Annotated in this window: 22 protein-coding genes; 8 read left to right on the top strand and 14 right to left on the bottom strand. The window is 57.7% G+C overall.

Translation table 11 applies throughout. The features are described 5' to 3' along the window. Positions 1-7 precede the first annotated feature (7 nt). On the top strand, positions 8-517 hold the full coding sequence (locus ACL2XF_RS00340) for a ferritin-like domain-containing protein (protein WP_410013804.1): 510 nt from the start codon (positions 8-10) through the stop codon (positions 515-517). A gap of 317 nt (positions 518-834) precedes the next feature. On the opposite strand, the gene ACL2XF_RS00345 is transcribed toward ACL2XF_RS00340, so the two are convergent. Next, complete coding sequence (locus ACL2XF_RS00345) at positions 835-1,332, bottom strand: ferritin-like domain-containing protein (protein WP_410013805.1); 498 nt, start codon at positions 1,330-1,332, stop codon at positions 835-837. A gap of 393 nt (positions 1,333-1,725) precedes the next feature. Then, positions 1,726-2,847 carry an NADH:flavin oxidoreductase gene (locus tag ACL2XF_RS00350; RefSeq protein WP_410013806.1) on the bottom strand — a complete coding sequence of 374 codons (1,122 nt, stop codon included), beginning with the start codon at positions 2,845-2,847 and terminating at the stop codon, positions 1,726-1,728. Positions 2,848-2,949: 102 nt separating this feature from the next. On the opposite strand from ACL2XF_RS00350, the gene ACL2XF_RS00355 reads away from it, so the two are divergent. After that, positions 2,950-3,366, top strand: coding sequence for a winged helix-turn-helix transcriptional regulator (locus ACL2XF_RS00355; protein WP_413727784.1), 417 nt, complete (start codon positions 2,950-2,952; stop codon positions 3,364-3,366). Positions 3,367-3,415: 49 nt separating this feature from the next. On the opposite strand, the gene epmB is transcribed toward ACL2XF_RS00355, so the two are convergent. The 4 genes from epmB to ACL2XF_RS00375 all read right to left on the bottom strand — a co-directional run bounded on the left by epmB (position 3,416) and on the right by ACL2XF_RS00375 (position 7,020). Next, the gene (gene epmB / locus ACL2XF_RS00360) at positions 3,416-4,438 is read right to left on the bottom strand and encodes an EF-P beta-lysylation protein EpmB (protein ID WP_410013808.1); all 1,023 of its coding nucleotides are present in this window, start codon (positions 4,436-4,438) and stop codon (positions 3,416-3,418) included. 366 nt (positions 4,439-4,804) lie between these two features. Further along, positions 4,805-5,593 (bottom strand): fatty acid desaturase family protein, encoded by a 789-nt coding sequence (locus ACL2XF_RS00365; RefSeq protein WP_410013809.1) that lies wholly within the window; start codon positions 5,591-5,593, stop codon positions 4,805-4,807. 445 nt (positions 5,594-6,038) lie between these two features. Next, on the bottom strand, positions 6,039-6,488 hold the full coding sequence (locus ACL2XF_RS00370) for a DUF421 domain-containing protein (RefSeq protein ID WP_410013810.1): 450 nt from the start codon (positions 6,486-6,488) through the stop codon (positions 6,039-6,041). A 10-nt stretch (positions 6,489-6,498) separates the two neighbouring features. Then, entirely contained in the window at positions 6,499-7,020 is a 522-nt protein-coding gene (locus ACL2XF_RS00375; RefSeq protein ID WP_413727785.1) for a hypothetical protein, read from the bottom strand. 355 nt (positions 7,021-7,375) lie between these two features. Here ACL2XF_RS00375 and ACL2XF_RS00380 point away from each other — a divergent pair, with 355 nt between their 5' ends. Then, positions 7,376-7,702: a glucose PTS transporter subunit EIIB gene (locus ACL2XF_RS00380; RefSeq protein WP_413721287.1), complete on the top strand. Its 327-nt coding sequence runs from the start codon at positions 7,376-7,378 to the stop codon at positions 7,700-7,702. A 62-nt stretch (positions 7,703-7,764) separates the two neighbouring features. Here the strand turns inward: ACL2XF_RS00380 and ACL2XF_RS00385 are convergent, their stop codons facing one another. The 4 genes from ACL2XF_RS00385 to ACL2XF_RS00400 form a co-directional block, all read right to left on the bottom strand. Then, positions 7,765-9,417 carry an ABC transporter permease gene (locus tag ACL2XF_RS00385; protein WP_413727786.1) on the bottom strand — a complete coding sequence of 551 codons (1,653 nt, stop codon included), beginning with the start codon at positions 9,415-9,417 and terminating at the stop codon, positions 7,765-7,767. Positions 9,418-9,425: 8 nt separating this feature from the next. Continuing rightward, a complete protein-coding gene (locus ACL2XF_RS00390) occupies positions 9,426-10,358 on the bottom strand; it encodes an ABC transporter substrate-binding protein (RefSeq protein ID WP_413723489.1) in 933 nt (310 codons plus the stop codon). Between the two features lie 71 nt (positions 10,359-10,429). Then, a complete protein-coding gene (locus ACL2XF_RS00395; RefSeq protein ID WP_413721285.1) occupies positions 10,430-11,122 on the bottom strand; it encodes an ABC transporter ATP-binding protein in 693 nt (230 codons plus the stop codon). Between the two features lie 297 nt (positions 11,123-11,419). Then, complete coding sequence (locus tag ACL2XF_RS00400; protein ID WP_413727787.1) at positions 11,420-12,700, bottom strand: Gfo/Idh/MocA family protein; 1,281 nt, start codon at positions 12,698-12,700, stop codon at positions 11,420-11,422. Between the two features lie 158 nt (positions 12,701-12,858). Here ACL2XF_RS00400 and ACL2XF_RS00405 point away from each other — a divergent pair, with 158 nt between their 5' ends. Beyond that, the gene (locus ACL2XF_RS00405) at positions 12,859-14,427 is read left to right on the top strand and encodes a hypothetical protein (RefSeq protein WP_410013816.1); all 1,569 of its coding nucleotides are present in this window, start codon (positions 12,859-12,861) and stop codon (positions 14,425-14,427) included. A gap of 307 nt (positions 14,428-14,734) precedes the next feature. Here ACL2XF_RS00405 and ACL2XF_RS00410 read toward each other — a convergent pair whose 3' ends face one another. After that, positions 14,735-15,082: a helix-turn-helix domain-containing protein gene (locus ACL2XF_RS00410; RefSeq protein ID WP_413727788.1), complete on the bottom strand. Its 348-nt coding sequence runs from the start codon at positions 15,080-15,082 to the stop codon at positions 14,735-14,737. A 613-nt stretch (positions 15,083-15,695) separates the two neighbouring features. Between ACL2XF_RS00410 and ACL2XF_RS00415 the strand changes: the two genes are divergently transcribed. Then, positions 15,696-16,334, top strand: coding sequence for an RpiB/LacA/LacB family sugar-phosphate isomerase (locus ACL2XF_RS00415; RefSeq protein ID WP_410013818.1), 639 nt, complete (start codon positions 15,696-15,698; stop codon positions 16,332-16,334). Positions 16,335-16,411: 77 nt separating this feature from the next. Continuing rightward, positions 16,412-16,741 (top strand): DHCW motif cupin fold protein, encoded by a 330-nt coding sequence (locus ACL2XF_RS00420; RefSeq protein WP_413727789.1) that lies wholly within the window; start codon positions 16,412-16,414, stop codon positions 16,739-16,741. 14 nt (positions 16,742-16,755) lie between these two features. Here the strand turns inward: ACL2XF_RS00420 and ACL2XF_RS00425 are convergent, their stop codons facing one another. Further along, positions 16,756-17,850 carry a LacI family DNA-binding transcriptional regulator gene (locus ACL2XF_RS00425; RefSeq protein ID WP_413721280.1) on the bottom strand — a complete coding sequence of 365 codons (1,095 nt, stop codon included), beginning with the start codon at positions 17,848-17,850 and terminating at the stop codon, positions 16,756-16,758. Positions 17,851-17,931: 81 nt separating this feature from the next. Continuing rightward, complete coding sequence (locus tag ACL2XF_RS00430; RefSeq protein ID WP_413727790.1) at positions 17,932-18,507, bottom strand: S1 family peptidase; 576 nt, start codon at positions 18,505-18,507, stop codon at positions 17,932-17,934. Positions 18,508-18,981: 474 nt separating this feature from the next. Here ACL2XF_RS00430 and ACL2XF_RS00435 point away from each other — a divergent pair, with 474 nt between their 5' ends. Then, positions 18,982-19,182 carry a hypothetical protein gene (locus tag ACL2XF_RS00435; RefSeq protein WP_410013822.1) on the top strand — a complete coding sequence of 67 codons (201 nt, stop codon included), beginning with the start codon at positions 18,982-18,984 and terminating at the stop codon, positions 19,180-19,182. Between the two features lie 1,028 nt (positions 19,183-20,210). Here the strand turns inward: ACL2XF_RS00435 and fucO are convergent. Further along, positions 20,211-21,362 carry a lactaldehyde reductase gene (fucO, locus tag ACL2XF_RS00440; RefSeq protein WP_413721278.1) on the bottom strand — a complete coding sequence of 384 codons (1,152 nt, stop codon included), beginning with the start codon at positions 21,360-21,362 and terminating at the stop codon, positions 20,211-20,213. A 64-nt stretch (positions 21,363-21,426) separates the two neighbouring features. Here fucO and ACL2XF_RS00445 point away from each other — a divergent pair, with 64 nt between their 5' ends. Then, positions 21,427-21,666, top strand: a complete 240-nt coding sequence (locus ACL2XF_RS00445; RefSeq protein WP_413727791.1) for a hypothetical protein — start codon at positions 21,427-21,429, stop codon at positions 21,664-21,666. Positions 21,667-21,677: the final 11 nt, after the last annotated feature.

Genomic DNA, 21,677 nt, shown 5'->3' on the forward strand with positions numbered 1-21,677 from the left:
GTGAAAAATGGCCGATTTACATGACAATTATCTGGACTGGCTGCGTGATGCCCATGCCATGGAAGAACAGGCCGAAAGCATGCTGAAACGCATGGCGGGGCGTCTTGAGCACTACCCGGCGCTGGAGGCCCGCATTAAACAGCATATTGATGAAACCATCGAGCAGCAGCGTCTGGTGGAAAGCGTTATTAAACGTTATGATTCATCCAGTTCGACATTTAAGGATATGGCGGGCAAAGTGGCGGCCATGGGCCAGGCGATGGGCGGCATGTTTGCCAGCGATGAAGTGATCAAAGGCGGCATTAGCGGCTATACCTTCGAAAATTTTGAAATTGCCTCCTATACCGCGCTTATCGCCGCGGCACAGGCGGTGGGCGATACCGAAGGGCAACGTATTTTCACGCAGATCCTGGAACAGGAGAAAGCGATGGCCGCCTGGCTGCTGGAACATCTGCCGGAAACCACCCGGCAATTCCTGGCGCGTTCGCAGGCGCCGCATACGGAAGCTAAAAAATAATGGCTTATCCGGCACGATAACGGCCTTAGGCACGGGCAATTATTGCCGGCGTAACCCATACTGCGCTTACGGCGCGGCGCATCGGGTCCCGAAGAATTGTTTTCGCCACTCATCGGGACAACCGGGCCGGAATATTCCAGGCGTCGCGCCGTAAAATACGCTCTTTATGTTGGTTAAAATGCAAAAAACCCGGCAATAAATACCGGGTTTTTGCGCTGATGATATTTACTCAACCTTAAACGAGCCTATTAATGCTATGACCATACAGGGTGAAATGTATTATAAAAATACTTACCTTGTTAACATGCTGATATGGGTTATTTTTTACCGGCATCCGTATTTACTTTAACACTGGCCAGCTTGGATAATTTGATGTCGGTATCTTTTTCTTCCTGCAGCGTTTCGGCCAGCAGGGTTTTAGCCTCGGTATACCCCAGCAGCCCCGCCAGGGTGGCTAACGTGCCGTAGGTGGCGATTTCATAATGTTCAACTTTTTGCGCCGCGGCAATAAGACCTGCATCACGTACCGGGCCTTTTTCAACCTCGTCGATAATTTCCTGGCCTTCTTCCACTAATCCTTCCATTGCCATGCATTTCATACGCTTAATCTTGATATTCGGTGTGACTTCCACCAGTTTATCAATACGCTCGATTTGCCCATGCGTTTGTTCCAGATGAAGCTTAAAGCCATCAATCAGCTGAGGATCGGTAGCGGCCCGGGCCATTTTCGGCAAAGCGCGGGTGATTTGCTTTTCAGCGCTGTATACATCTGAAAGGGCATGGATAAAGAGGTCTTCAAGAGTCTTGATATTCATCGGGCTCACCATCACGTTGTTAGGATTATAGGTATAATCAGCGATGTTAACTTAGTCGGCTGATAATAATAAGCCTAGTATACCGTTGCGAATTAGACAAACCATGAGCGGCGGCCATGGCGATATTTTATATAAAAGTTTATTGTTGCGATTAATATCAAAAGGTTGGCGGGAACAGCCGCATATTATAGGGCTTGTGCGGCGGTAAAAATGGGCGGCATTTATCAGATTAAATTCCCTGGATAAAATACAGAAATGTTCTACCCGATATGCCGGGGTATTAATGCGGCGCGGGTGTTATAAACGACAACAATAAAGGCATAGCGCAGGCATCTTTGCCGGGCGGGGACCGGAAACAACTGGTCGGTCCCCGCGCAACCGCGGGGCCGCCCGCTAAAATAATTCGCCCAACGCCGCGGGGGTGAAATCCGCCATATTCCCCGTATCGCCGGCGCGCACCTTGGCCGCCCAGTGCGGGTCGCTTATCAACGCACGCCCGACCGCTATCAGGTCAAACTCATTGCGCTCCAGCCGCCCGATGAGATTATCCAATCCGACCGGGCTGGCGTTTTCCCCGCTAAAGCTGCCGATAAAATCCCCGGACAAACCCACGGAACCCACGCTGATGGTGGCGGCGCCGGTCAATTTTTTCGCCCAGCCGGCGAAGTTAAGCCCGTTTTCCCCATCCTGCTCCGGGAATTCAGGTTGCCAGAAACGCCGTTGCGAGCAGTGCAGCACGTCGGCGCCCGCTTCCACCAGCGGTACCAGCCAATCGGCCATCGCGTCCGGGGTGGTCGCCAGCCTGGCGGCATAATCCTGCTGTTTCCACTGGCTGACGCGCAGGATAATCGGATATTCAGGCCCGACCGCCGCGCGCATTTCCTTTAATACCTCGGCGGCAAAACGGGCGCGCTCTTTAATGGTGGCACCGCCGAAACGATCCGTACGCCGGTTGGTGCCGGACCAGAAGAACTGATCGATGAGATAGCCATGGGCGCCGTGGATCTCAAAAGTATCGAAACCCAGCCGCTTGGCATCGGCAGCCGCCCGGGCATAGGCGGCAAGGGTATCGGCAATGGCCTCGTCGCTCATGATCTCGCCGCGGGGCATATCCGGCGCCGCCAGGCCTGAAGGACTCTCCACCGGCACATCGGGCACCCATTCGGTCTGGAAACTGGCCACCGCGCCCACATGCCACAGCTGCGGTCCCATTTTACCGCCGGCGGCGTGGACTTCATCGATTACCCGTTGCCAGCCGGCCAGCGCGTCCTGGCCATGGAAAAACGGCACGTTCGGATCGTTCCTGGCCGCCGGCCGGTCGATTGCCGTACCTTCCGACAGGATCAGCCCCACATCGGCTTCGGCGCGGCGGCGGTAGTAGGCGGCTACGTTATCCCCCGGCACTCCGTCAGGTGAAAACGAGCGGGTCATGGGGGCCATGACGATACGGTTTTTCAATACCAGCGATTTTATTCGCAAAGGCTGGAACAGGATATCGACTTGCGGTGCGCGCATACAGATCATCTCCGGTTAACGTGAAGCTTTTGATGGTATATTATGTATACTGCGAGTCAATCAGGCACTTTGACGCTACCAGGTAGCCAAAAGGAAACCACCATGTCGGAAGTTGAAGACACCGCCATCCGCTATGCCGGCGACAGCGCCGTGCCGGGAGAGCACTGTCCGGTTTTTTCCGCGGCGCATTGCCCAAGCCGCATGCTGCTCGACCAGATTGCGGATAAGTGGTCGGTGCTGATCCTGGCCGCCCTGTGCGCCGGGCCGTTGCGTTTCAACGTTATCAAACGCCGTCTTGATGGTATTACGCAAAAGGCGCTGACCCAGAGTTTGCGGCGTCTGGAGCGCAACGGCATCGTGGCGCGGCGCGTTATTACCGCCTCGCCCATCGCGGTGGAGTATCAAATTACGCCCCTGGGTCATACGCTAAAACAGCCTTTCCAGGCGCTGCACCAATGGACGGTGGAGTACCTGTCCGAAGTGGAGCGCGCGCGGGCCACGTTCGACCACAATAGCTAATACGCGCCGCCGCAGGGCGGATTGATAACATCTTCATGCGCGCGTCTGTTCAGGACGGCGGCGTGAGAGACAGCGGTATCTTGCTGGGCATTCCGCTGATTTCGCGCGTCAGCCGGGGCACCAGATAGCCGGAAACCTTGGTGGATAGCGTACTGACAATGCGCCTGGCTTCGTCGTCGCCCACCATAAAATGCGCCGCGCCCGCGACCTTATCCAGCGCAAAAAGATAGTAGGGCAGGATACCGGCGTTAAACAGCCGGTTGCTTAACGCCGCCAGGATATCGGCGCTGTCATTGACGCCGCGCAGCAGGACGCTCTGGTTAAGCAGTGTCACCCCGGCGTTGCGCAGCCTGCCCATGGCGCCGTCAACGTCGGCGTCGATCTCATTGGCATGGTTGATATGCGTCACCATAATCGCCTGCAGCCGCGAAGCGGCCAGCATCCGGCATAATTGCTCCGTAATGCGCGCCGGTATCACCACCGCCAGCCTGCTGTGGATGCGCAGGCGCCGGATATGGGGAATGGCCTGGAGTTCGTCGGCCAGCCAGGCCAGTTCATGATCCCTGGCCATCAGCGGATCGCCGCCGGAAAAGATAATTTCATCGATCTGCGGATGCGCCCGGATATAGGCTAAGGCGTTACGCCAGTTAGCCTTGTTACCGCTGTTTTCCGGGTAGGGGAAATGGCGGCGAAAGCAATACCGGCAGTTGATGGCGCAGCCGCCTTTCACCAGCAACAGCGCCCGGTTGCGGTATTTATGCAACAGCCCCGGCATCACGCAGTCATGCTCGCCGAGCGGGTCGGCGACATAGCCCGGCGTGACGATAAATTCGTCCGCCGCGGTGATAACCTGCCGCAGCAAGGGGTCGTGTTCATTACCCTTTTCCATGCGGTTGACAAAACCGCGTGGCACCCGCAGCGGGAAAAGACGGCGCGCCGGCCGGCCTTGCCGCAGACGGGGATTATCGCTTAGCCCCAGTAATGATAATAATTCATCAGGATCCGAAATAACCTCGGATAATTGTTTTTGCCAGTCGTCCGCGGAAGATATGGCCTTAAAAGGTCTATTCACTGTTTTTTCTTTATATGTAAGCTAACGATTTATTAGTTATTGTAATTAATGAATTGGGTTAATTAACGGATGGCCGCGAAAAAAATCCCCGCATGGGTTATATCACCGCGCCATAACGGTTCAAGATGGCCCGGCCACTACGGCGGTGACCGCGTTTTTCAGCGTGGGGATAAGTCATGGCCGGCCATCTTAATTTTCTTTTAGATTAACGTGTTTTTTTAACGATGGAAAGTCGTCTTTATTAGCGGATGAGATGAACCCACGCCAAACTATAGGAATTTGGTTCAAAATATGCAGCAATATAAATTCCTATTTATTTACGACTGGGCTTTATGGGCGCCGGCGACATCGCCGCGCGTATACGGCTTATCGGCGACGCGGGCGTGGCCAGGCCTGCCTGATGATATGCCGGTAAAACGCCGGGTAGGAATCGCTGTAATAACGCAGGTCCCCCTTAATTTGCCGGTGCACCCGCGCCAGTTGTTCCATGGGTAATGAGGGGAAGCGGTGGTGTTCAACGTGATAATTATTGCCGTTGGTATACCAGCTGATCAGCGGATGGGCCTGGATGGTGCGGGTATTGTCGCAAACCCGCACGCTGGACTTATCGCAGCCGTAATGTTCGGGTAATTCTATTAAGCTATGGATGGGGGCGGCGAAAAACAGCAGAGGAAGCAGCCAGCACTGGATAAAAATATCACTGCCGGCCGCCAGCGATGCGCCGGCGGCGGTAAAAAAAATCCCGCCCATCAGAAGATATTCGTTGCGCAGGATGTGGGGGTTACTGGTCGCGATTTTTACCGGAAAGGGACGTCTTTTTACGGCGTGGATAAACTTCATTAATTGTGAATAAAAATGATTTAACATAAAAAAAATGCTAATCCTATCCCACAGCCGCGGCGGGGAGCGTAGATCGTGTTTAAAAAATTCCTCGTCATCCGCCCGGCCGAGCGCCCGGTGATGAAACAGATGACTGTCGCGATAGGCTGAATATGAGACCAGCATCGGCAATCCCAGCAGAAATCCGGCGCCATGATTGGCTTTTCTGGAGCGGAAACCTGTATGGTGCAGCGCCTGATGCTGCAATTCCACGCCATGGGCAAATCCCATCCCCAGCAGCAATTGCAGGAGCAGCCGGATGGGCCAGCGGTCCACGGACACAATGCCGTAAACGCATAAGCCTAACCAGCAGGCCCATAATGAAAACTTCGCTGAATAAATAACAAACCATTTAATAGGCTTGCTTTTATACTCTCTTAATATTGCATGCGATATTGCGTTTTTATCCATAAAACGTTTCCCCCGGCGATCACGGATGTTATTAAATGACAAAATAACATCAGAAATAATTTAAAATATTAAACAGGCAGCGATATGAGGACGAGAATACGGTTGCCAGAAGTTATATAACAATATATATTCGCCGGCTGTCAATACGCTATGATGAAAATGATTTAGCATGACTGATTGATAAAAAGTTAATTTTATTTAAATATAATAAAATTATAAAAATAATATTTATACGTGGCTATGCCGCCGTGAGTCACGGCGGGGTGAGATAAACGCGGCGGGAGAGGGATATTAGCCAGCGGCCACGGATTTATGACTCTTTTTTCGGAATAATGGTGATTTTGCCGTTTTGCTCCAAAATGGCATAACGAATCTGGTCCAGGTCCAGGATGCCGTCCGATTTGCGCGCGCTGGTCAGCAGATCGTCATGGGAAATCTTGGTCCGCTTGAGGCGCAGCTCCAGCACCTTGCCGTCATCCACCAGCAGCAGCGGCGGCCCGTCGGCGGCCAGCCAGACAATATGGTATTTATCCTTCAGCCAGGAAAGCACCAAATCAAGGCTTATCAGGGTAACGATGGAAATCGTGGCGCCGATCACCGAAAAATCCTCGCCCAGGATCGCCTGTTGGCAGGCTTCGCTGATAATCAGCAGCAAAATAAAATCGAAACTGTTCATTTCAAGCAACGTGCGTCTGCCCGATATGCGAAAGACCACGATCAGGATCAGGTAAATAAAGGCCGCTCTTAATACCATATCCATGATGTTCTCCCTAAGGATAAACTAATTGGTTAAACGTTATTTTTTCATTATCGGAAAGTGCGATGGTATTGGTGAAGTAGCCCATTTTATTTGGTTTTAGGGTGACGTAAATACTGTGCCAGCCGTCTTTTTTGGCGATCGGCTGGGTTAATGTCAGGGCGTTATCGTTGATAATCGAAACATCGGGGGTGGGTTGGATAAACTCGATATCGTAATTATCGAGGATATCACCGCGCAGGACGGCGGTAAGCTGGTTTTCTTTATTGATTTTTATGCGGATTATAAAATGAGTCTCCGTGCTGTTACGGGCGAAGCGGTCATATCCAAGGATCATATTGCCCCCGGCTGATTGCGCGGATGCATTGCTGAGTACGCCTTGGGAAAACAGTCCCAGGCAGGCCGCGGCAATAAAGATAAACAGCAGCACAAAGCCGAGATTCTGCATTCTCCAGGCGAAAAGCTGGAAGCGCATATTTTCTTTTACCGGATAATGCCTGCTGCGATAGTCGTCGGGTAAGTGGTCGTTATCCATTTCCGTTACCTCGAAAGCCGATAGATAAAGAAGATAGCCAGGTTACCTGCTCGTTTAACCTTCTGAAAAGTATAGGCGTAAAAAAATAACGGCGGCTGAAAATAACGCCTGCGGGCGAGATGCGCGCGGCGCGGCAGGGCCCGGCAGCCGGCGCCAGACGGCGGAAAACGTATGGGGATCACATTTTTCCAAGCCGGTGGCGATAAAAGAGGAATGGGATATGAATCACGCTTTGCGCCAACCCGGCATCGCGGTAGGATATGCCGGTGCAGCAGTGGTTTTTCCGGGTATGTGCGGCGGGTTACGGATTCACGTCCGCCTTGTGCCTGTCGATATCTTTTATAAGGATACCAGAATGGTCAATATCAAAGAGTTTATGCGTGTTTTTAAAGAAAAATTGACGCACCAGCATAACGTTGCCCCGCGTGATCCGGATATTGCCTCTTTGATTAGCGCCTTGGGCGAGCAGGAAAACATTGTGGATGTCGATGCCTGTATTACTCGGCTGCGGGTTAAGGTCAAGGATCTGGGCAAGGTCAATACCGGCCAGATCCAGCATCTGGGCGCGCTCGGCGTCGTGGTTATCGGCCAGGAGGTGCAGGCTATCTTCGGCCGCCAGTCCGATAACCTGCGCCGTGAGCTGGCGGAACGCTTCGGCCTGGAAAGCAGCCAGGAAAAGTAAGCCCCGCTTTCACCTCTGCATGTTCCCGCGCGGCGGCGGGCGGGACGTTGCCCCACGCAGGCCTAGCGGCGCGGACGCTGTAACAGCGCCAGCGCCGTCAGCATGACCACCATGCTTAACAGCATGGCGATACTGGCCATGGCCATGCCGTCGCCTACCGAACCTTGCTCGAACTGGCGCCAGATAAATACCGATACCGTTTGCACCCCGGGCGGCGCCAGCAACAACGAGGTCACCAGTTCCCTGGACGCTACGGCAAATACCATCAGCATCGCGGCCAGCAGCGCGGGAAATACCAGCGGCAGCACGATATAGCGCAATGCCCGCGCGGCGCTGGCGCCGTGCACCCTGGCCGCCGGCTCCAGGCTGGATCCGAGCTGGCGCAGCGCGGCTCCCGTATAGCGCACCGGGTAAGGCAACAACAGGCAACTGTAGGCCAGCAGCAGGATAACCCAACTATCATAAGGCGTTACCGGCCAGAAACGCCGGTTCCAGGCCAGGATCAGGCCGACGCCCACCACCACGCCCGGCAGCGCGGCCGGCAGCAGCGACAGCGCGTCGATACAGGCCGTGGCGCGGCCTCGGGTGCTGTTGATAAGCCAGGCCACCATCAATCCCACCAGACCGGTAAACAGCGCGGTGCCGAGCGCCAGGCCCAGGCTGGTGGCCAGTGCGTCGGCCGCCTCGCCGTGCTGCGCGAAGAGATTGCCGAAATGGCGCAGCGTCAGGTTGGCCGGCGTCAGTCCGCCGGATACCGTGGCGGAAAACGCGGTGGCCAGCATGGCGGCCACCGGGGCCGCCACCGCCAGGCCGGCGATCAGGCCGAACAGCACCACCACCGGCCAGCGCCATACGCCGAGCGGCCGCGAGGCGATAGCCGCCGGTTTTCCGCCGGTGATGGCCACGTCACGGCCGCCGGACAGGGTGCGCTGGATGCTGTACGCCGCCAGCGCCAGCGCCACCAGTAATAACGAAAGCAGCGATGCCGAGGTTAAATCAATGGGCCAGTCCGCCAGGCGCCGCTCGATGCCGACGGTCAGCACCGGCGCACCGGCGCGCATGCCCAGGGCGGCGGGCACGCCGTATTCCTCGATGGCCAGGGTAAACGCCAGCAGCAGGCCGGCGAAAATGGCCGGCAGCGCCAGCGGCAGGGTGACCAGGCAAAACGCCCGCCACGGCCCCGCGCCGTGTACCCGCGCCACGTCCGCCAGACGGTGGCCGCCCGCGGCCATGGCGCGCGACACCGCAAAATAGACCACCGGGAAAATCGTCAGCGTCATGACCAGCACCATGCCGGCGCGGCTGAACAGGAGCCGATCTAATTGCAGGCCGGTCAGTTGCTCAAGGTAACCGCGCCGCTGCAACGCCAGCATCCAGGATAAGCCGGCGATATAGGGCGGCGTCAGGAATGGCACCAGGATCAGCACATCCCAGACCCGCGCCAGCGGCACGGCAAACAACCCGCGCAGCGCGCCCAGGGGAATGCCCAGCAGGGCGCAGGCCAGCGCCACGCCCAGGCCGGTTTGCAGCGTGCCGCCGAGCAGCGCGGGCACCTGCGGGTCCCGCCACAGGGCCGGGACCGCGCCAAACGCATGCGCCAGCGAGCCGGCGGCCAGCTGGGGAAAAATGGCCTGCAGCAGCACAAACAGCGCCGGCAGCGCCACCAGCACCAGTAATGCCGCCAGGGTCAGCAGCGGCAGGAAAAAAGCGCGCATCGCAAAGCCTAGCGCTGGCCGAACAGTTTGGCGAACCGGTCGAGCACCTTGTCACGCGTGGCGGGCTGGGCGCCCTGCGCCGGCAGCAGCCGCAAATCGCTGAACAGCGGGCGTTTGGCGCTGATATCGCTGCGCGCGGGCATCAGCCAGGCTTCTGCCACCAGCTGTTGCCCCTCCGGGGAGAGCGCATAATCGATAAAAGCCCTGGCCTGATCGGGCTGCGGGCTGGTTTTCAGGATCATCATCGGACGCGGGGCGATCACCGTGCCGCTGGAGGGGAAAATCACTTTCACCGACTCGCCTTCCTGCACGCTGTTATAGGCGACATAGTCCACCGCGCCGAACACCGCCGCCCTGGCGCCCTGCAGTACCGGCGTCAGCGCCTGGGCATTGGGCCCGGCGATAATCATTCCGTTGTCCTTTAACTGTCCGAACAATGTCCAGGCTTTCTCGCCCAGGGCATTTTGCAGGCCCATCAGCAAATCCAGCGAGGCGCCGGACAGCGCCGGATCGGGGGTGGTCACCTTATCCCTGAATGCCGGCTGCGCCAGGTCCTGCCAGTCATGCGGCTCCGGCGTACCGCTGGCGCTGTTCCAGACGATACCGAGGGCGGAGATGCCCTGCGCCACATAATAGCCGGTTTTAAACTGCGCCGGCACGCTGGCGGCGTTCGGGCTGCCGTAGGCCAGCAGCCATCCCCGTTGTTGCAGTTCTTCCGCGGTATCCCATGAAGCGGAAATCAGGACATCGGCGCGCGGGTTGGCCTGTTCGGCCTCCAGGCGGGCCATGACTTTACCGGTGGTGGCCTGAAAAACATCGACCTTGGTCCCCGATTGCCGCTCATAGCCGGCCGCCAGCTTTTTGGCCAGGGAGCCGGGACCGGCGGTATAGAGGGTCAGCGCCCGGGCGTCGGCGGCCATAAGGGTGGCGGCGGCAATCATGATGGATAAAGCTCCTGTGCTGATACGGCTTAATAAACGGTGGGTGGTCTGCTGCATGTGTTTTCCCCGGTTCAAGTGGCGTGATAATTGACGATGCGCCCCTGCGCCATATGCGCGATATGCTGGGCAAGCTGTTGCGCTTCACCGCGATCGTGGGTGACGTAAACGGCGGTAATGCTGAGCTGCCGGAGCAGGCGGGCCATTTCGCCGCATAACGTTTCGCGCAGTTCGCGGTCGAGATTCGATAGCGGTTCGTCGAACAGCAGGACCCGGGGCTCGGCCACGATGGCCCGGGCCAGGGCCACCCGCTGCTGCTGGCCGCCGGACAGCTCCGACGGCTTGCGTCCGGCGAAGGCGGCCAGGCCGACCCGCTCCAGCGCGTTGTCGACCCGCAGCCGGCGTTCGGCGCGGGCCACCCGGCGCATGCGCAGCGGGAAAGCGACATTTTGCGCCACGCTCATATGCGGCCACAGGGCATAGTCCTGAAACACCATGCCGATATCGCGTTGTTCGGGAAGAATACAGACGCTATGGCTCGCCATCAGCCGCGGGCCGAAATGGATCTCGCCGCGCGCGGGCTGCAGCAGGCCGGCCAGTAATTTCAGCAGAGTGCTTTTACCGCATCCCGAGGGTCCGAGCAGGGCCAGGGTCGTGCCCGCGGGCACATGCAGATGGATATCCTCTAATACGCGCTTGCCGCCAAACTGATGGCTGAGTCCGCTGATGACGATTGGCGTGCCGTCGTTAGCGCCGAGGTTGCGCATGTCGGGCCCCCGGGCGAAACGTCAGGCAAACGGCCGGCGCGCGGCGGCTGGCGGCGGGGATGCTACGGCAATGGCGCTTGGGGGAAAATAGGGCGCGGGACAAACCTTCCGGCGCTGACCGTCGACCGGAAGTTCGCCCCTGCGCTAAGGACAGGCGGGCGTACATAGTATTATCCTCTTTGGGACTTTATCTTCGCTGGAGTATAGAGAGGGAATATGACGGTTTTATTGCCGCAACGGTAAAAACGCCATTCAGGCTTTATCGTTGCGGCCGATAAACGGCAGGGTCCGGCCGGGCTACAGTTTTACCGCCAGATCGCGAATGTGTACCGGCAGTTCAGTGCGCAGCGAGCGGTTGGCGGCAATGCCGGTCAGGATGGACATGGCGCCGTCGCGGTAGCTGGCCGCGCGTTTCAGCGGGTCCGGCGCCGGCGCGCCGAACACATCCGCCAGCATAACCTTATCGCCGCCGCCGTGGCCGCCGGCCAGGAAATCCACCGTAGCGTCATAGGGCGCGGCGAACAAGGGAAATACCCGTATAGAGCAGCTCTCGATAGCGCCTTCCAGCTCTTTTTCGCCGCCGCTGTTCACATAAGACGTTTCCACCAGTTTCATCTCCAGCCGGCCCCGGCTGCCGTTGAACACCACGTTCAGTCCTTCCCACGGCAGGTAGGCGTTCAGGGAATAGGTCATGATGGCCTTGTTTTTATAGCGCACCATCACGCCCATGACATCCTCGATACTGATGCCGTCGTCGAAAACGCTTTTGTCGCGATAATAACCGTCCTCATGTTCGGCGTTGAGGTAAAGCTCGCGCAGCGGTTCGCTTTGATCCATGTGCAGGGCGAAGGGATCTTCGGCCGCCGCCTCGCTGCCGAAGGCGCGGGAATAAAATTGCGCCACCCCCCGGCTTTCGGCGTTATCCTTGCCGTAAAAACGCAGGTCTCCCTGGGCATACACCGTTTCCGGCTCGCTGTTCAGCCAAAAGTTGACCAGGTCGAAATGGTGGGTGGATTTATGCACCAGCAAGCCGCCGCTGTTGCGCTTATCACGGTGCCAGCGGCGGAAATAATCGGCGCCGTGCCGGGTATTCAGCAGCCACTCGAAATGCACCGAAAACACCTCGCCGATAGCGCCGCCGGCAAGCAGTTCGCGGATTTTGCTGTGATGCGGGGCATAGCGGTAGTTAAAGGTCACGCGCAGGCTCTTGCCGGTACGGTTAATGGCGTCGATAATCGCCTGGCATTTTTCCTCGTCGATGGTCATCGGTTTTTCGCTGATAACATCGCACCCCAATTCCATGGCGCGCACGATATAACGATGGTGGGTGCGATCGATAGAGGTGACGATGACGGTATCCGGCCGGGTTTCGGTTATCATGCGATCAAACTCCAGCGCGGTATACATCGGCACGCCGTCGTGGCCCGCCGCGCCGATTAACCGGTTGGCGTATTCCATTCGCGTGCGGTTGGTATCGCAAAAGGCGACAAACGCGCCCCGGGTGCGGTATTCCCCGGCGATAGCCTGCAGATAAAGCCCAGCCCGGCCGCCGGTGCCGACCAATGCATATTTTTTCATGTTATCGTTCTCCCGTATTCCTGGTATTACAGTACATGAGGTCTTGTCTTCTGGTGATTCAACGCTGGAAGTCCGGCCTGTTGACAGGCTAAAGCGGATGCTTTATACCCGCTGGACCGGCCTTGCTGTCTTCGCGCCGCTTGATTAGGGAAAATACCGTGCCGCAACGTCTGCTGGAAATTAACTCCCCGCTTATCTGGCACTGGCCGCATTTCCTGGAAATGGCGGCGGTGATGGAAAAATACCGCTTCACCGGCCTGGTGATTCACCAGCAAAATATCCTGGCGCTGCTGGCCCCGCCCCCGGCCCATTACCAGGGCGCGGATAAAGCCAATCTGCAGCATGAATGGGAAGGCGCGTTGCTCTACCTGCGGCGCGTGAGCGCCTATTGCCGGGCGAGGCGGCTGACGGTGTGGCTGCAGGGCGAGGCCTTTCCGCAGGACGGCCGCATCGAGCATAAATTTCCCGAACTGTCCCTGGCGGACGACGCCGGCCAGGGGGAAAAATTCCTGTATTATTTTTATACCGACGTGGTCAGCGCGTCGCTTGCGCAACTGCCGCTGTTTGACGGACTGATCCTCAGCCTGCAAACGCCGGCGTTTAATGAAACGCAGTGGCACGCGCCGCTGCAATCCCTTCACCTGCAGCTGCGGCGGCAAAATAAAAAACTGGTGCTGCGTGATTACACCGATGACAGCTGGCCCCGCCGGCAGTTGCAGCAAACGCTGGCGCGGCTGCCGCCCGATGTGCGCGCTTCGCTGAAGGCCACTGCGGTGGACTATCGCCCCGGCTTTGCCAATAATCCGGCCATCGGCGCTTTTGAACAGCGCAAAATATGGCTTGATATTGATTTGTGGGGCATTGATTACGGCTGGACCCTGCTGCCCTGCCTGCTGATTGATGAAATCCAGGGCCGGCTGGGGTGGGTGCAAGCGGTGGTTGGCGAGCGGCTGGAGGCCGTTAGCGTGCGTATCAGCTGGGAATGGGTCAACAACGGCTCGCTCCTGGACTCGGTCAATGAAAGCAATCTTTATGGCCTGGCGCGCATGATAAGCGGCGCGCCGCCGGTCGCCGCGGCCACGTTGTTCGACGACTGGCTCGAGACCCGCGGGGTGCGCCCGCCGGACAGCCTCCAGCGCCAGAAACTGCGGCAGCTGTTTTTTACCAGCTATGACTGGATGTGCAAGGCGCCTTATCTGCTGGGGCGGATAATGCATCGCCACAGCCAGATCCCGCAGGATATGGATGACGCGCTGCGGCTGATCCACTCCGACGCCCGCGGCGCCAACTGGAGCCAGTCTTTCCAGCCGCTGTTTCCGGCTGACGATAACGCCGCGGGCCTGGCGCAGCGGGAGCTTAGCCGTCTTGAACGGCAGCAGGCGGAGTTCCTGGCCCGTCATCTGCGGCATATGGCACAGGCGCTTTTGCAGGAAGCCGCTTTGCCGGCCGCCTGGACACGTGACCTGGCGGCGGCCTGGGAACGGGCGGACTGGTATTCGCGCCTGTTCGGCCACGTCCGGCAACTGATCGAGCTGCACTGGTTTATCCATCAATACGGCTGCAGCCGCGCGCTGCGCGCCGAGCTGGATGATGCCGTCGCCGCCGCGGAGCGCTGCGCGGAAAAAACCGATCGCTGGCTTGACGAGAGCGCCGATGCCCATCCCTTTTACCTCCGCATGATGATGAATCCGGCCCGGCTGTATGCCCTGGCGCATCCGGGGCGTTGATATTGCCCCGACGTGAAGAGGCTAAACGCCTGGCGGGATAAAACCTACCGGCATAATGTCGCCGCCGGCCCGTGCGCCAGGATAAATGGGAAAAATGTGAGGGGGTTCATAAAGTGTTGTGCGTAAATGTGACGACAATCACGCGCGGCGGCGGCAGCAAGGTGATGTCGGCCCGTTAACAGGGGATAAAGCGTGCGCTGGATCACAACCACGCTAAAGGCGCGGAAAACCCGGTCCGTGCCGGCAGAGGCGGTAGCTCCCCGTCGTTGCGCGCCGCGCCGGCGGCGGCAAGAAAGGTCGCGCGTCCTCAGGGCCGCGCCGCAGGGGGACTAAGCCGCCAGCCGCTATCCGCCCAGGTAAATACCATCGGCACCGGCGAAGGCGGGTAGTCGTCATCGGCAAGCAAATGGACCGAGAGCGTCGTGTCGCGATCCGTTAACCGGTTGGTGGCATACAGGATGCGCAGATTGACATCGGCGTCGCGGGGCAGGCGGCGATCGTTGCGTTCCCACTGGGTAATAAAGGCTATTTCCACGCCCAGTTCATGGCCGAGCGACTGGCGGGATAAATTCATCTCATGACGCAGGAAACGCATTTCAGACGACACCAGGGGGCCGCGGCGGTTAATTAACTCCAGGGCGATTAAACGATGCAAATCCGCCCCATCCTGAATGGCGGTAGATGTTCTTGTTCCAGTATCTTTATGCTTATAACCGTTAGTTAGCCAGACATTTGATAGTCCACAATCTATATATCGAAACATAAATTTTCCTTGTAATAGAGCATCCTGGTTACTTATGACTTATAAACAAAGATAGTTCTCTTGGCAATACCCGGATAATTCATTGATACATGGCATTTAATAGAAAAGGGATGATATAAAAATAATTTTTTAAATTCAGTGAGCGCTGGGGAAGTATTGTCATTAAAGGGGATAAAGAACCCAAAAACGGCGGTCGCGGTTGTTGCCAATGGGAGGGTATTGTAATTATTTTCATTAATTAAATTATAATTACCTCATAAGCTAATTTGTGCCGGGCCGGGCGCCGCGCGGTAACCGGCGCTTTACGTGACGGCAACGCGGTTTTTGCCGGCGCCGGGATGCCATAATCTAAAATAAAACGGCATTTCATTTTATTGAATAGTGATGCCGGTTTCTTTATCATAACGCCAGGCGGTCAGGTCGCCCGGCTGGCCGCCAAGCGAAGACCGCAGGACATCAACGCATTCTCGCCTCATCCTTTTCACTGACTACGGATAACGCTTTTATGAAAATCGCACTGATTAACGAAAACAGCCAGGCTGCTAAAAATGAGCTTATCGCCGCCACCCTGACCAAGGTGGTCGAGCCGCTGGGTCACCAGGTGTTTAACTACGGCATGTATTCCGCCGACGATAAGGCGACGCTGACCTACGTTCAGAACGGCATCCTGGCCGCGATATTGCTGAACTCCGGCGCGGCGGATTATGTCGTGACGGGCTGCGGAACCGGCGCCGGCGCCATGCTGGCCTGCAATTCCTTCCCGGGCGTGATCTGCGGCCTGGCCATTGATCCCGCCGACGGCTATATGTTTGCCCAGATTAACGACGGCAATGCCATCTCCCTGCCGTTTGCCAAGGGATTCGGCTGGGGCGCGGAGCTGAACCTGCAGTATATTTTCGAAAAGCTGTTTGAAACCGCCGGCGGCCAGGGGTATCCCAAGGAGCGCGTGGTGCCGGAACAGCGGAATAAAAAGATCCTGGATGCGGTGAAAGCGGTGAGCTATCGCGATTTGCTGTCCATCCTGGCCGATCTCGATCAGGATTTGCTGAAGGGCGCCGTCGCCGGGGCTAAATTCAAGGAATATTTCTTTGCCAACTGCCGGGATAAAGCCATTGCCGGCTATATCGAAACACTGGTAGCGTAACGACAGCCCGCCCATCCGGGGCGGGCCGCGGGCGAAATCCGCCTGAAAACGCTTATCCAGGCCCGGGGCTTGACGTCATGCAGATAAAAGATATTCCCTTCGGCACCACGGATTGGTCGCGCGTGGACCCCACGCACCATGCCGGCGCGCGCGGGGAAGCCCTCTGGCGTACCTGTCATTTCGGCGATATCCGCGTGCGTATGGTGGAATATTCCGCCGGTTACCTGGCCGATCACTGGTGTGTCAAAGGGCATATCCTGTTGTGCCTCACCGGCGAGTTGCATACCGAACTGGCGGACGGGCGTATTTTTACGCTGACGCCGGGCAACAGTTACCAGGTGGCGGATAATGCGGAAGCGCACCGGTCCTATACCGACCGGGGCGCCACCCTGTTTATCGTCGACTGACGGCGCGGGCCGCGTTATCGCGCGTCAATCAGCGGACCGGTGCTATCCCGATCCACCAGCGTAAAACCGACATCCATGGCCACGGGCGGTGCGCCGTTGGGGTCTTTTAACCGCTCGAGCAAGGCCGCCGCCGCGCGCTGGCCGATATGCGCGCCGTCGATTTTAACCGTCGACAGCGCCGGAAAGGTATGGGCGGCAAAATTCATATCGCCGAACCCCATGACCGCGATGTGACCGGGTATGGCGATCCCCCGGCTGGCGGCCTCGGTCAAGACGCCGTGCGCCAGGGTATCCGAGGTGCACACCAGGATAAGCGGCCGTCGTATCCCGGCGGATGCGGCCTGGGCCGCCGCCGGGCGTTGCAGCAGATGCAGTAGGTTTACCAGGCCTTGCCGCCCCTGTTCCAGAGTGGGCAAACCGTGGAACGTCTGGCGGTCGAGCGGGGCGATGCCCTGCTGGGCCAGCTGGCGGATAAAACTGTTGCTGCGCCGCATGCCGCGCGGGTCGTCTACCTCAATCAGGGCAAAATCGCGGTAGCCCTGCGCCAGCAGGTGCTGCGCTTCACGCTGGCCTATGGTCTCATGGGAAAACCCCACCAGCATATCAATGGGATCGTCGGTCATGTCCCAGGTTTCCACCACCGGGATGCCGGTGGCGCGCAGGCGTTTGCGGCTGACCTCGGTATGGATGGTGCCGGTGAGGATAATGCCGTCGGGGCGGCGGCTGAGCACCACTTCCAGCAGTTCCTGCTCCTGGGCGGCCTGATAGCCGGAAATGCCCAGCAATACCTGGTAATTTGCCTGCGCCAGCCTGGCGGCGATGGCCTGGAAGGTGTCGGCGAATATCGGGTTGGTGAGCATGGGCACGACCACCGCCACCAGGCGCGTGCGATTGGACGCCAGCGAACCAGCGATCTGGTTGCGTACGTAGCCGGTTTCTTCGATCACCCGCAGTACCTTGAGCCGGGTGGCGTCCTTGACCTGATTGGGCTGGTTCATCACGCGGGAGACGGTAATTGGCGCCACGCCGGCGAGTTTAGCCACATCAAAGAGGGTTACGCCGTGGGTGGAGCGCGCGGTGACGGGGCGGGGGTTTTTAGGCTTGGGCATGATATGGCTCGGCAAGGAGAACGCCGACAATGCTACAACGGCGCGGGGATACGAGCAAATCAAAGCGACCCGCCGGGGCGATTATGCCATGCGGTGTGTCGCGCGCTTTTCTTCCACCCAGGTGCCGATGGACTGCCAGGGGATAAACACCGATACGCCCAGGCGTTTATTATAGGCTATCACCACGCCCACCACCGCGCCGTCATCGCCGTATACCGGCCCGCCGCTCATGCCCTGGACCACGCCGGAGGTGGAGGCGAAGGCGGGACAGCCGTCGTAATGATCCTGGTAGGAGGCAATGCCGCGCGATGATACCGGCAGCGTGCTCAGCGCCGAATAACCGTACATGCGTACATTTTCACCGGCCACCGCCGGGCGAAAATCCACCCGGCCCTTGCCGGCGCGAATCAGAGCGATGTCACAGACCTCGTGGTAGGCCACCACGTCCATCATCATGATTTTGGCCACATGCCTGGCGGTGAGGCTGTAGCCGTCGCCGATGGGAAAGCTGGTGCCGACCGCGCCGGCCAGCGCCGGGATGCCGATAAAACGCATATCGGCTTTAGCGCGGGTGTCTTTATCAAAGCCATATTTTCCGTACGAGCAGCCGGTGAGTAAAAATAGTGCTGCCCATAGCGCGTGGGAGTGTTTTAACATAATTGATCCTGTCGTAATGTGTATGAAGGTAATTAATTAACTTTGGTTAAAAATGATATGCTTCTTCTATTTTATGGGTGAGGTGTTTTTATTTCCAGCGGCGCAGGGTGACGGGTTATATCAGGGCGCGGATAATTAAATACCTATAAAATAATTACCGTTATAATACATTATCAGGGCGTTGATGTAATGGGTGTGTGGTTTTTTTTGGCGAATATTTATTATGCTTAGATCATTATTAATATATCCTCATTAATCCAAAGGGGCGTTTTAGGCGCGCGCTGCGATCGGGTTTAGGCGGCGGGGGAAGCGGCATTGCCTTATGGGGTATAAGATTAGGTGAAAAAGTGCTTTCACGCGGTGGTGATTTATGGTTATAACAGTACAACTGTCATATACAGTCGGTAGGGTAGCGTTTCAGGGTTAACCGGCCCTGGAAGGTCAGGCTTCTTGTCCACAGCCAGGAGAATCGAGATGATTGTCGATCGTTTAAAGCGTCTGTTTGTCACCCAGCCTGAAGAGCCGGTCAGCGATATGTTTACCGGATCCGAGACGGATGCCCTGTTTAGCGCCATGGGCTGCGAGAATATGCCGGTGTATATCCCGGCCGACGTTTGGCAGCGGGTGAGCGATATGGAATACCGGATCCATTCTGATCACGCGCAGCGGATCTAGCCTGCCGTATTTTCCCTTGCACACGTCTGCTTTGAGATGGGTGTTGGCGGGCATACCGCGCCATGGGGCCTCGGTCGGGCGGGAAAAGCACGCCCGATTCGACCCCATCGGCACGCTCTCCCTTGAACACGTCTGCGTTGAGTTCGGCGTTGGCGGGCATACCGTGCCATGGGGCGCTCGGTCGGGCGGGAAAAGCACGCCCGATTCGACCCCATCGGCACGCTCTCCCTTGAACATGTCTGCTTTGAGATGGGTGTTGGCGGGCATACCGCGCCATGGGGCCTCGGTCGGGCGGGGAAACCACGCCCGATTCGACCCCATTGGCACGCTCTCCCTTGAACACGTCTGCGTTGAGTTCGGTGTTGGCGGGCCTACCGTGCCATGGGGCGCTCGGTCGGGCGGGAAAAGCACGCCCGATTCGACCCCATCGGCACGCTCTCCCTTGAACACGTCTGCGTTGAGTTCGGCGTTGGCGGGCATACCGCGCCATGGGGCCTCGGTCGGGCGGGAAAAGCACGCCCGATTCAACCCCATTGGCACGGTCTCCCTTTAACACGTCTGCGTTGAGTTCGGTGTTGGCGGGCCTACCGTGCCATGGGGCGCTCGGTCGGGCGGGAAAAGCACGCCCGATTCAACCCCATTGGCACGGTCTCCCTTTAACACGTCTGCATTGAGTTCGGTGTTGGCGGGCATACCGTGCCATGGGGCGCTCGGTCGGGCGGGAAAAGCACGCCCGATTCGACCCCATCGGCACGCTCTCCCTTGAACACGTCTGCGTTGAGTTCGGCGTTGGCGGGCATACCGCGCCATGGGGCCTCGGTCGGGCGGGGAAACCACGCCCGATTCGACCCCATTGGCACGCTCTCCCTTGAACATGTCTGCTTTGAGATGGGTGTTGGCGGGCATACCGCGCCATGGGGCGCTCGGTCGGGCGGGAAAAGCACGCCCGATTCAACCCCATTGGCAGGCTCTCCCTTGAACACGTCTGCTTTGAGATAAGTGTTGGCGGGAGGCGGTTTCAGGCGCGGTTAGAAAATCGCTTGATACAGTTGTTCAATATCGGCAATCGAGGCGGCGCGGGGATTGCCGCCGGTGCAAACATCCGCGAAGGCCGCTTTGGCCAGTTGCGCGATATCTTCTTTTTTCACGCCCAGATCCCGCAGCGACGCGGGAATACCCACATCATGACACAGCTGTTTGACCGCATTGATGGCGGCGGCGCGCGCCTGGGCGATATCCATGGTCTTCGCCGCTTCAACGCCCATCGCCACGGCGATATGGCGGAATTTTTCCCCGGTGTGCGCCGCGTTATAGGCCATGATGGTGGGCAGCAGTACCGCGTTCGCCACTCCATGCGGCGTATCATAAAACGCGCCCAGCGGATGTGCCATGCCATGCACCAGCCCAAGGCCGACATTGGAAAATCCCATGCCGGCGACATATTGACCCAGCGCCATATCCTCTACGCCACGCGCGTTGCCTTGTACGGAATCACGCAGGGACCGCGCAATGATTTCTATGGCCTTGAGATGGAACATATCGGTGAGTTCCCACGCCGCGAGGGTGGTATAGCCTTCTATGGCATGGGTCAGGGCGTCAATGCCGGTGGCGGCTTTCAGGCTGGCGGGCATGCTGGCCATCATATCGGGGTCGATAATCGCCACCAGCGGAATATCATGCGGATCAACACAGACAAATTTGCGCCGGTTTTCCCGATCGGTGATAACATAATTGATGGTGACCTCGGCGGCGGTGCCGGCGGTGGTGGGCACCGCCAGGATCGGCACACAGGGTTTTTTGGTGGCCGCGACGCCTTCCAGGCTGCGGACATCGGCAAATTCGGGATTATTGATGATAATGCCGATGGCCTTGCAGGTATCCTGCGGCGACCCGCCGCCAATGGCTATCAGATAATCCGCCCCGGCGGCCTTAAAAGCGGCAACGCCTTTATGGACTATCTCTATGGTGGGGTTCGCCACCACCTCATCATAAATCTGGAAGGGCAGTCCGGCATGTTTAAGGAGATCGGTTACGCGGGTGGCCACTTCAAAGCGGATGAGATCTTTATCGGTAACCACCAGGGCTTTGTGGTAGCCGCGGGTGCGCGCTTCGTCAATGATATGGGTGATGGCGCCTTTACCGAAATAAGAGGTTTGATTAAGGATCATTCTATTAGCCATAATAAATAACCTTTGTTATAGCGGAGGGTAAGTTAATATTTTCACCTGCGGTCGTGGACGACAAGTGTTATTAAATGCTTCACTTCACATTAACGGTGAATTAAAAAAAGCATCAGGAATAATGAAATATTTTTCACCTGGAAATATATTGGCTTTGTTATTAATGCTAAATGCCGGGAGCGAATGTAATTATCCTGTTATTGGCGGGGTGGGGGTGTTCCCGCGCGCGCGCGGCGGCCGGTTTACGCGGCGGTGGACGCCTGGGCGTTACGATAATTCCGAATATGGCCGTGAAACGGGCTAACCAGCTAATTT

This window comes from Sodalis sp. RH19 (assembly GCF_047324215.1).
Lineage (GTDB): Bacteria > Pseudomonadota > Gammaproteobacteria > Enterobacterales > Enterobacteriaceae > Acerihabitans.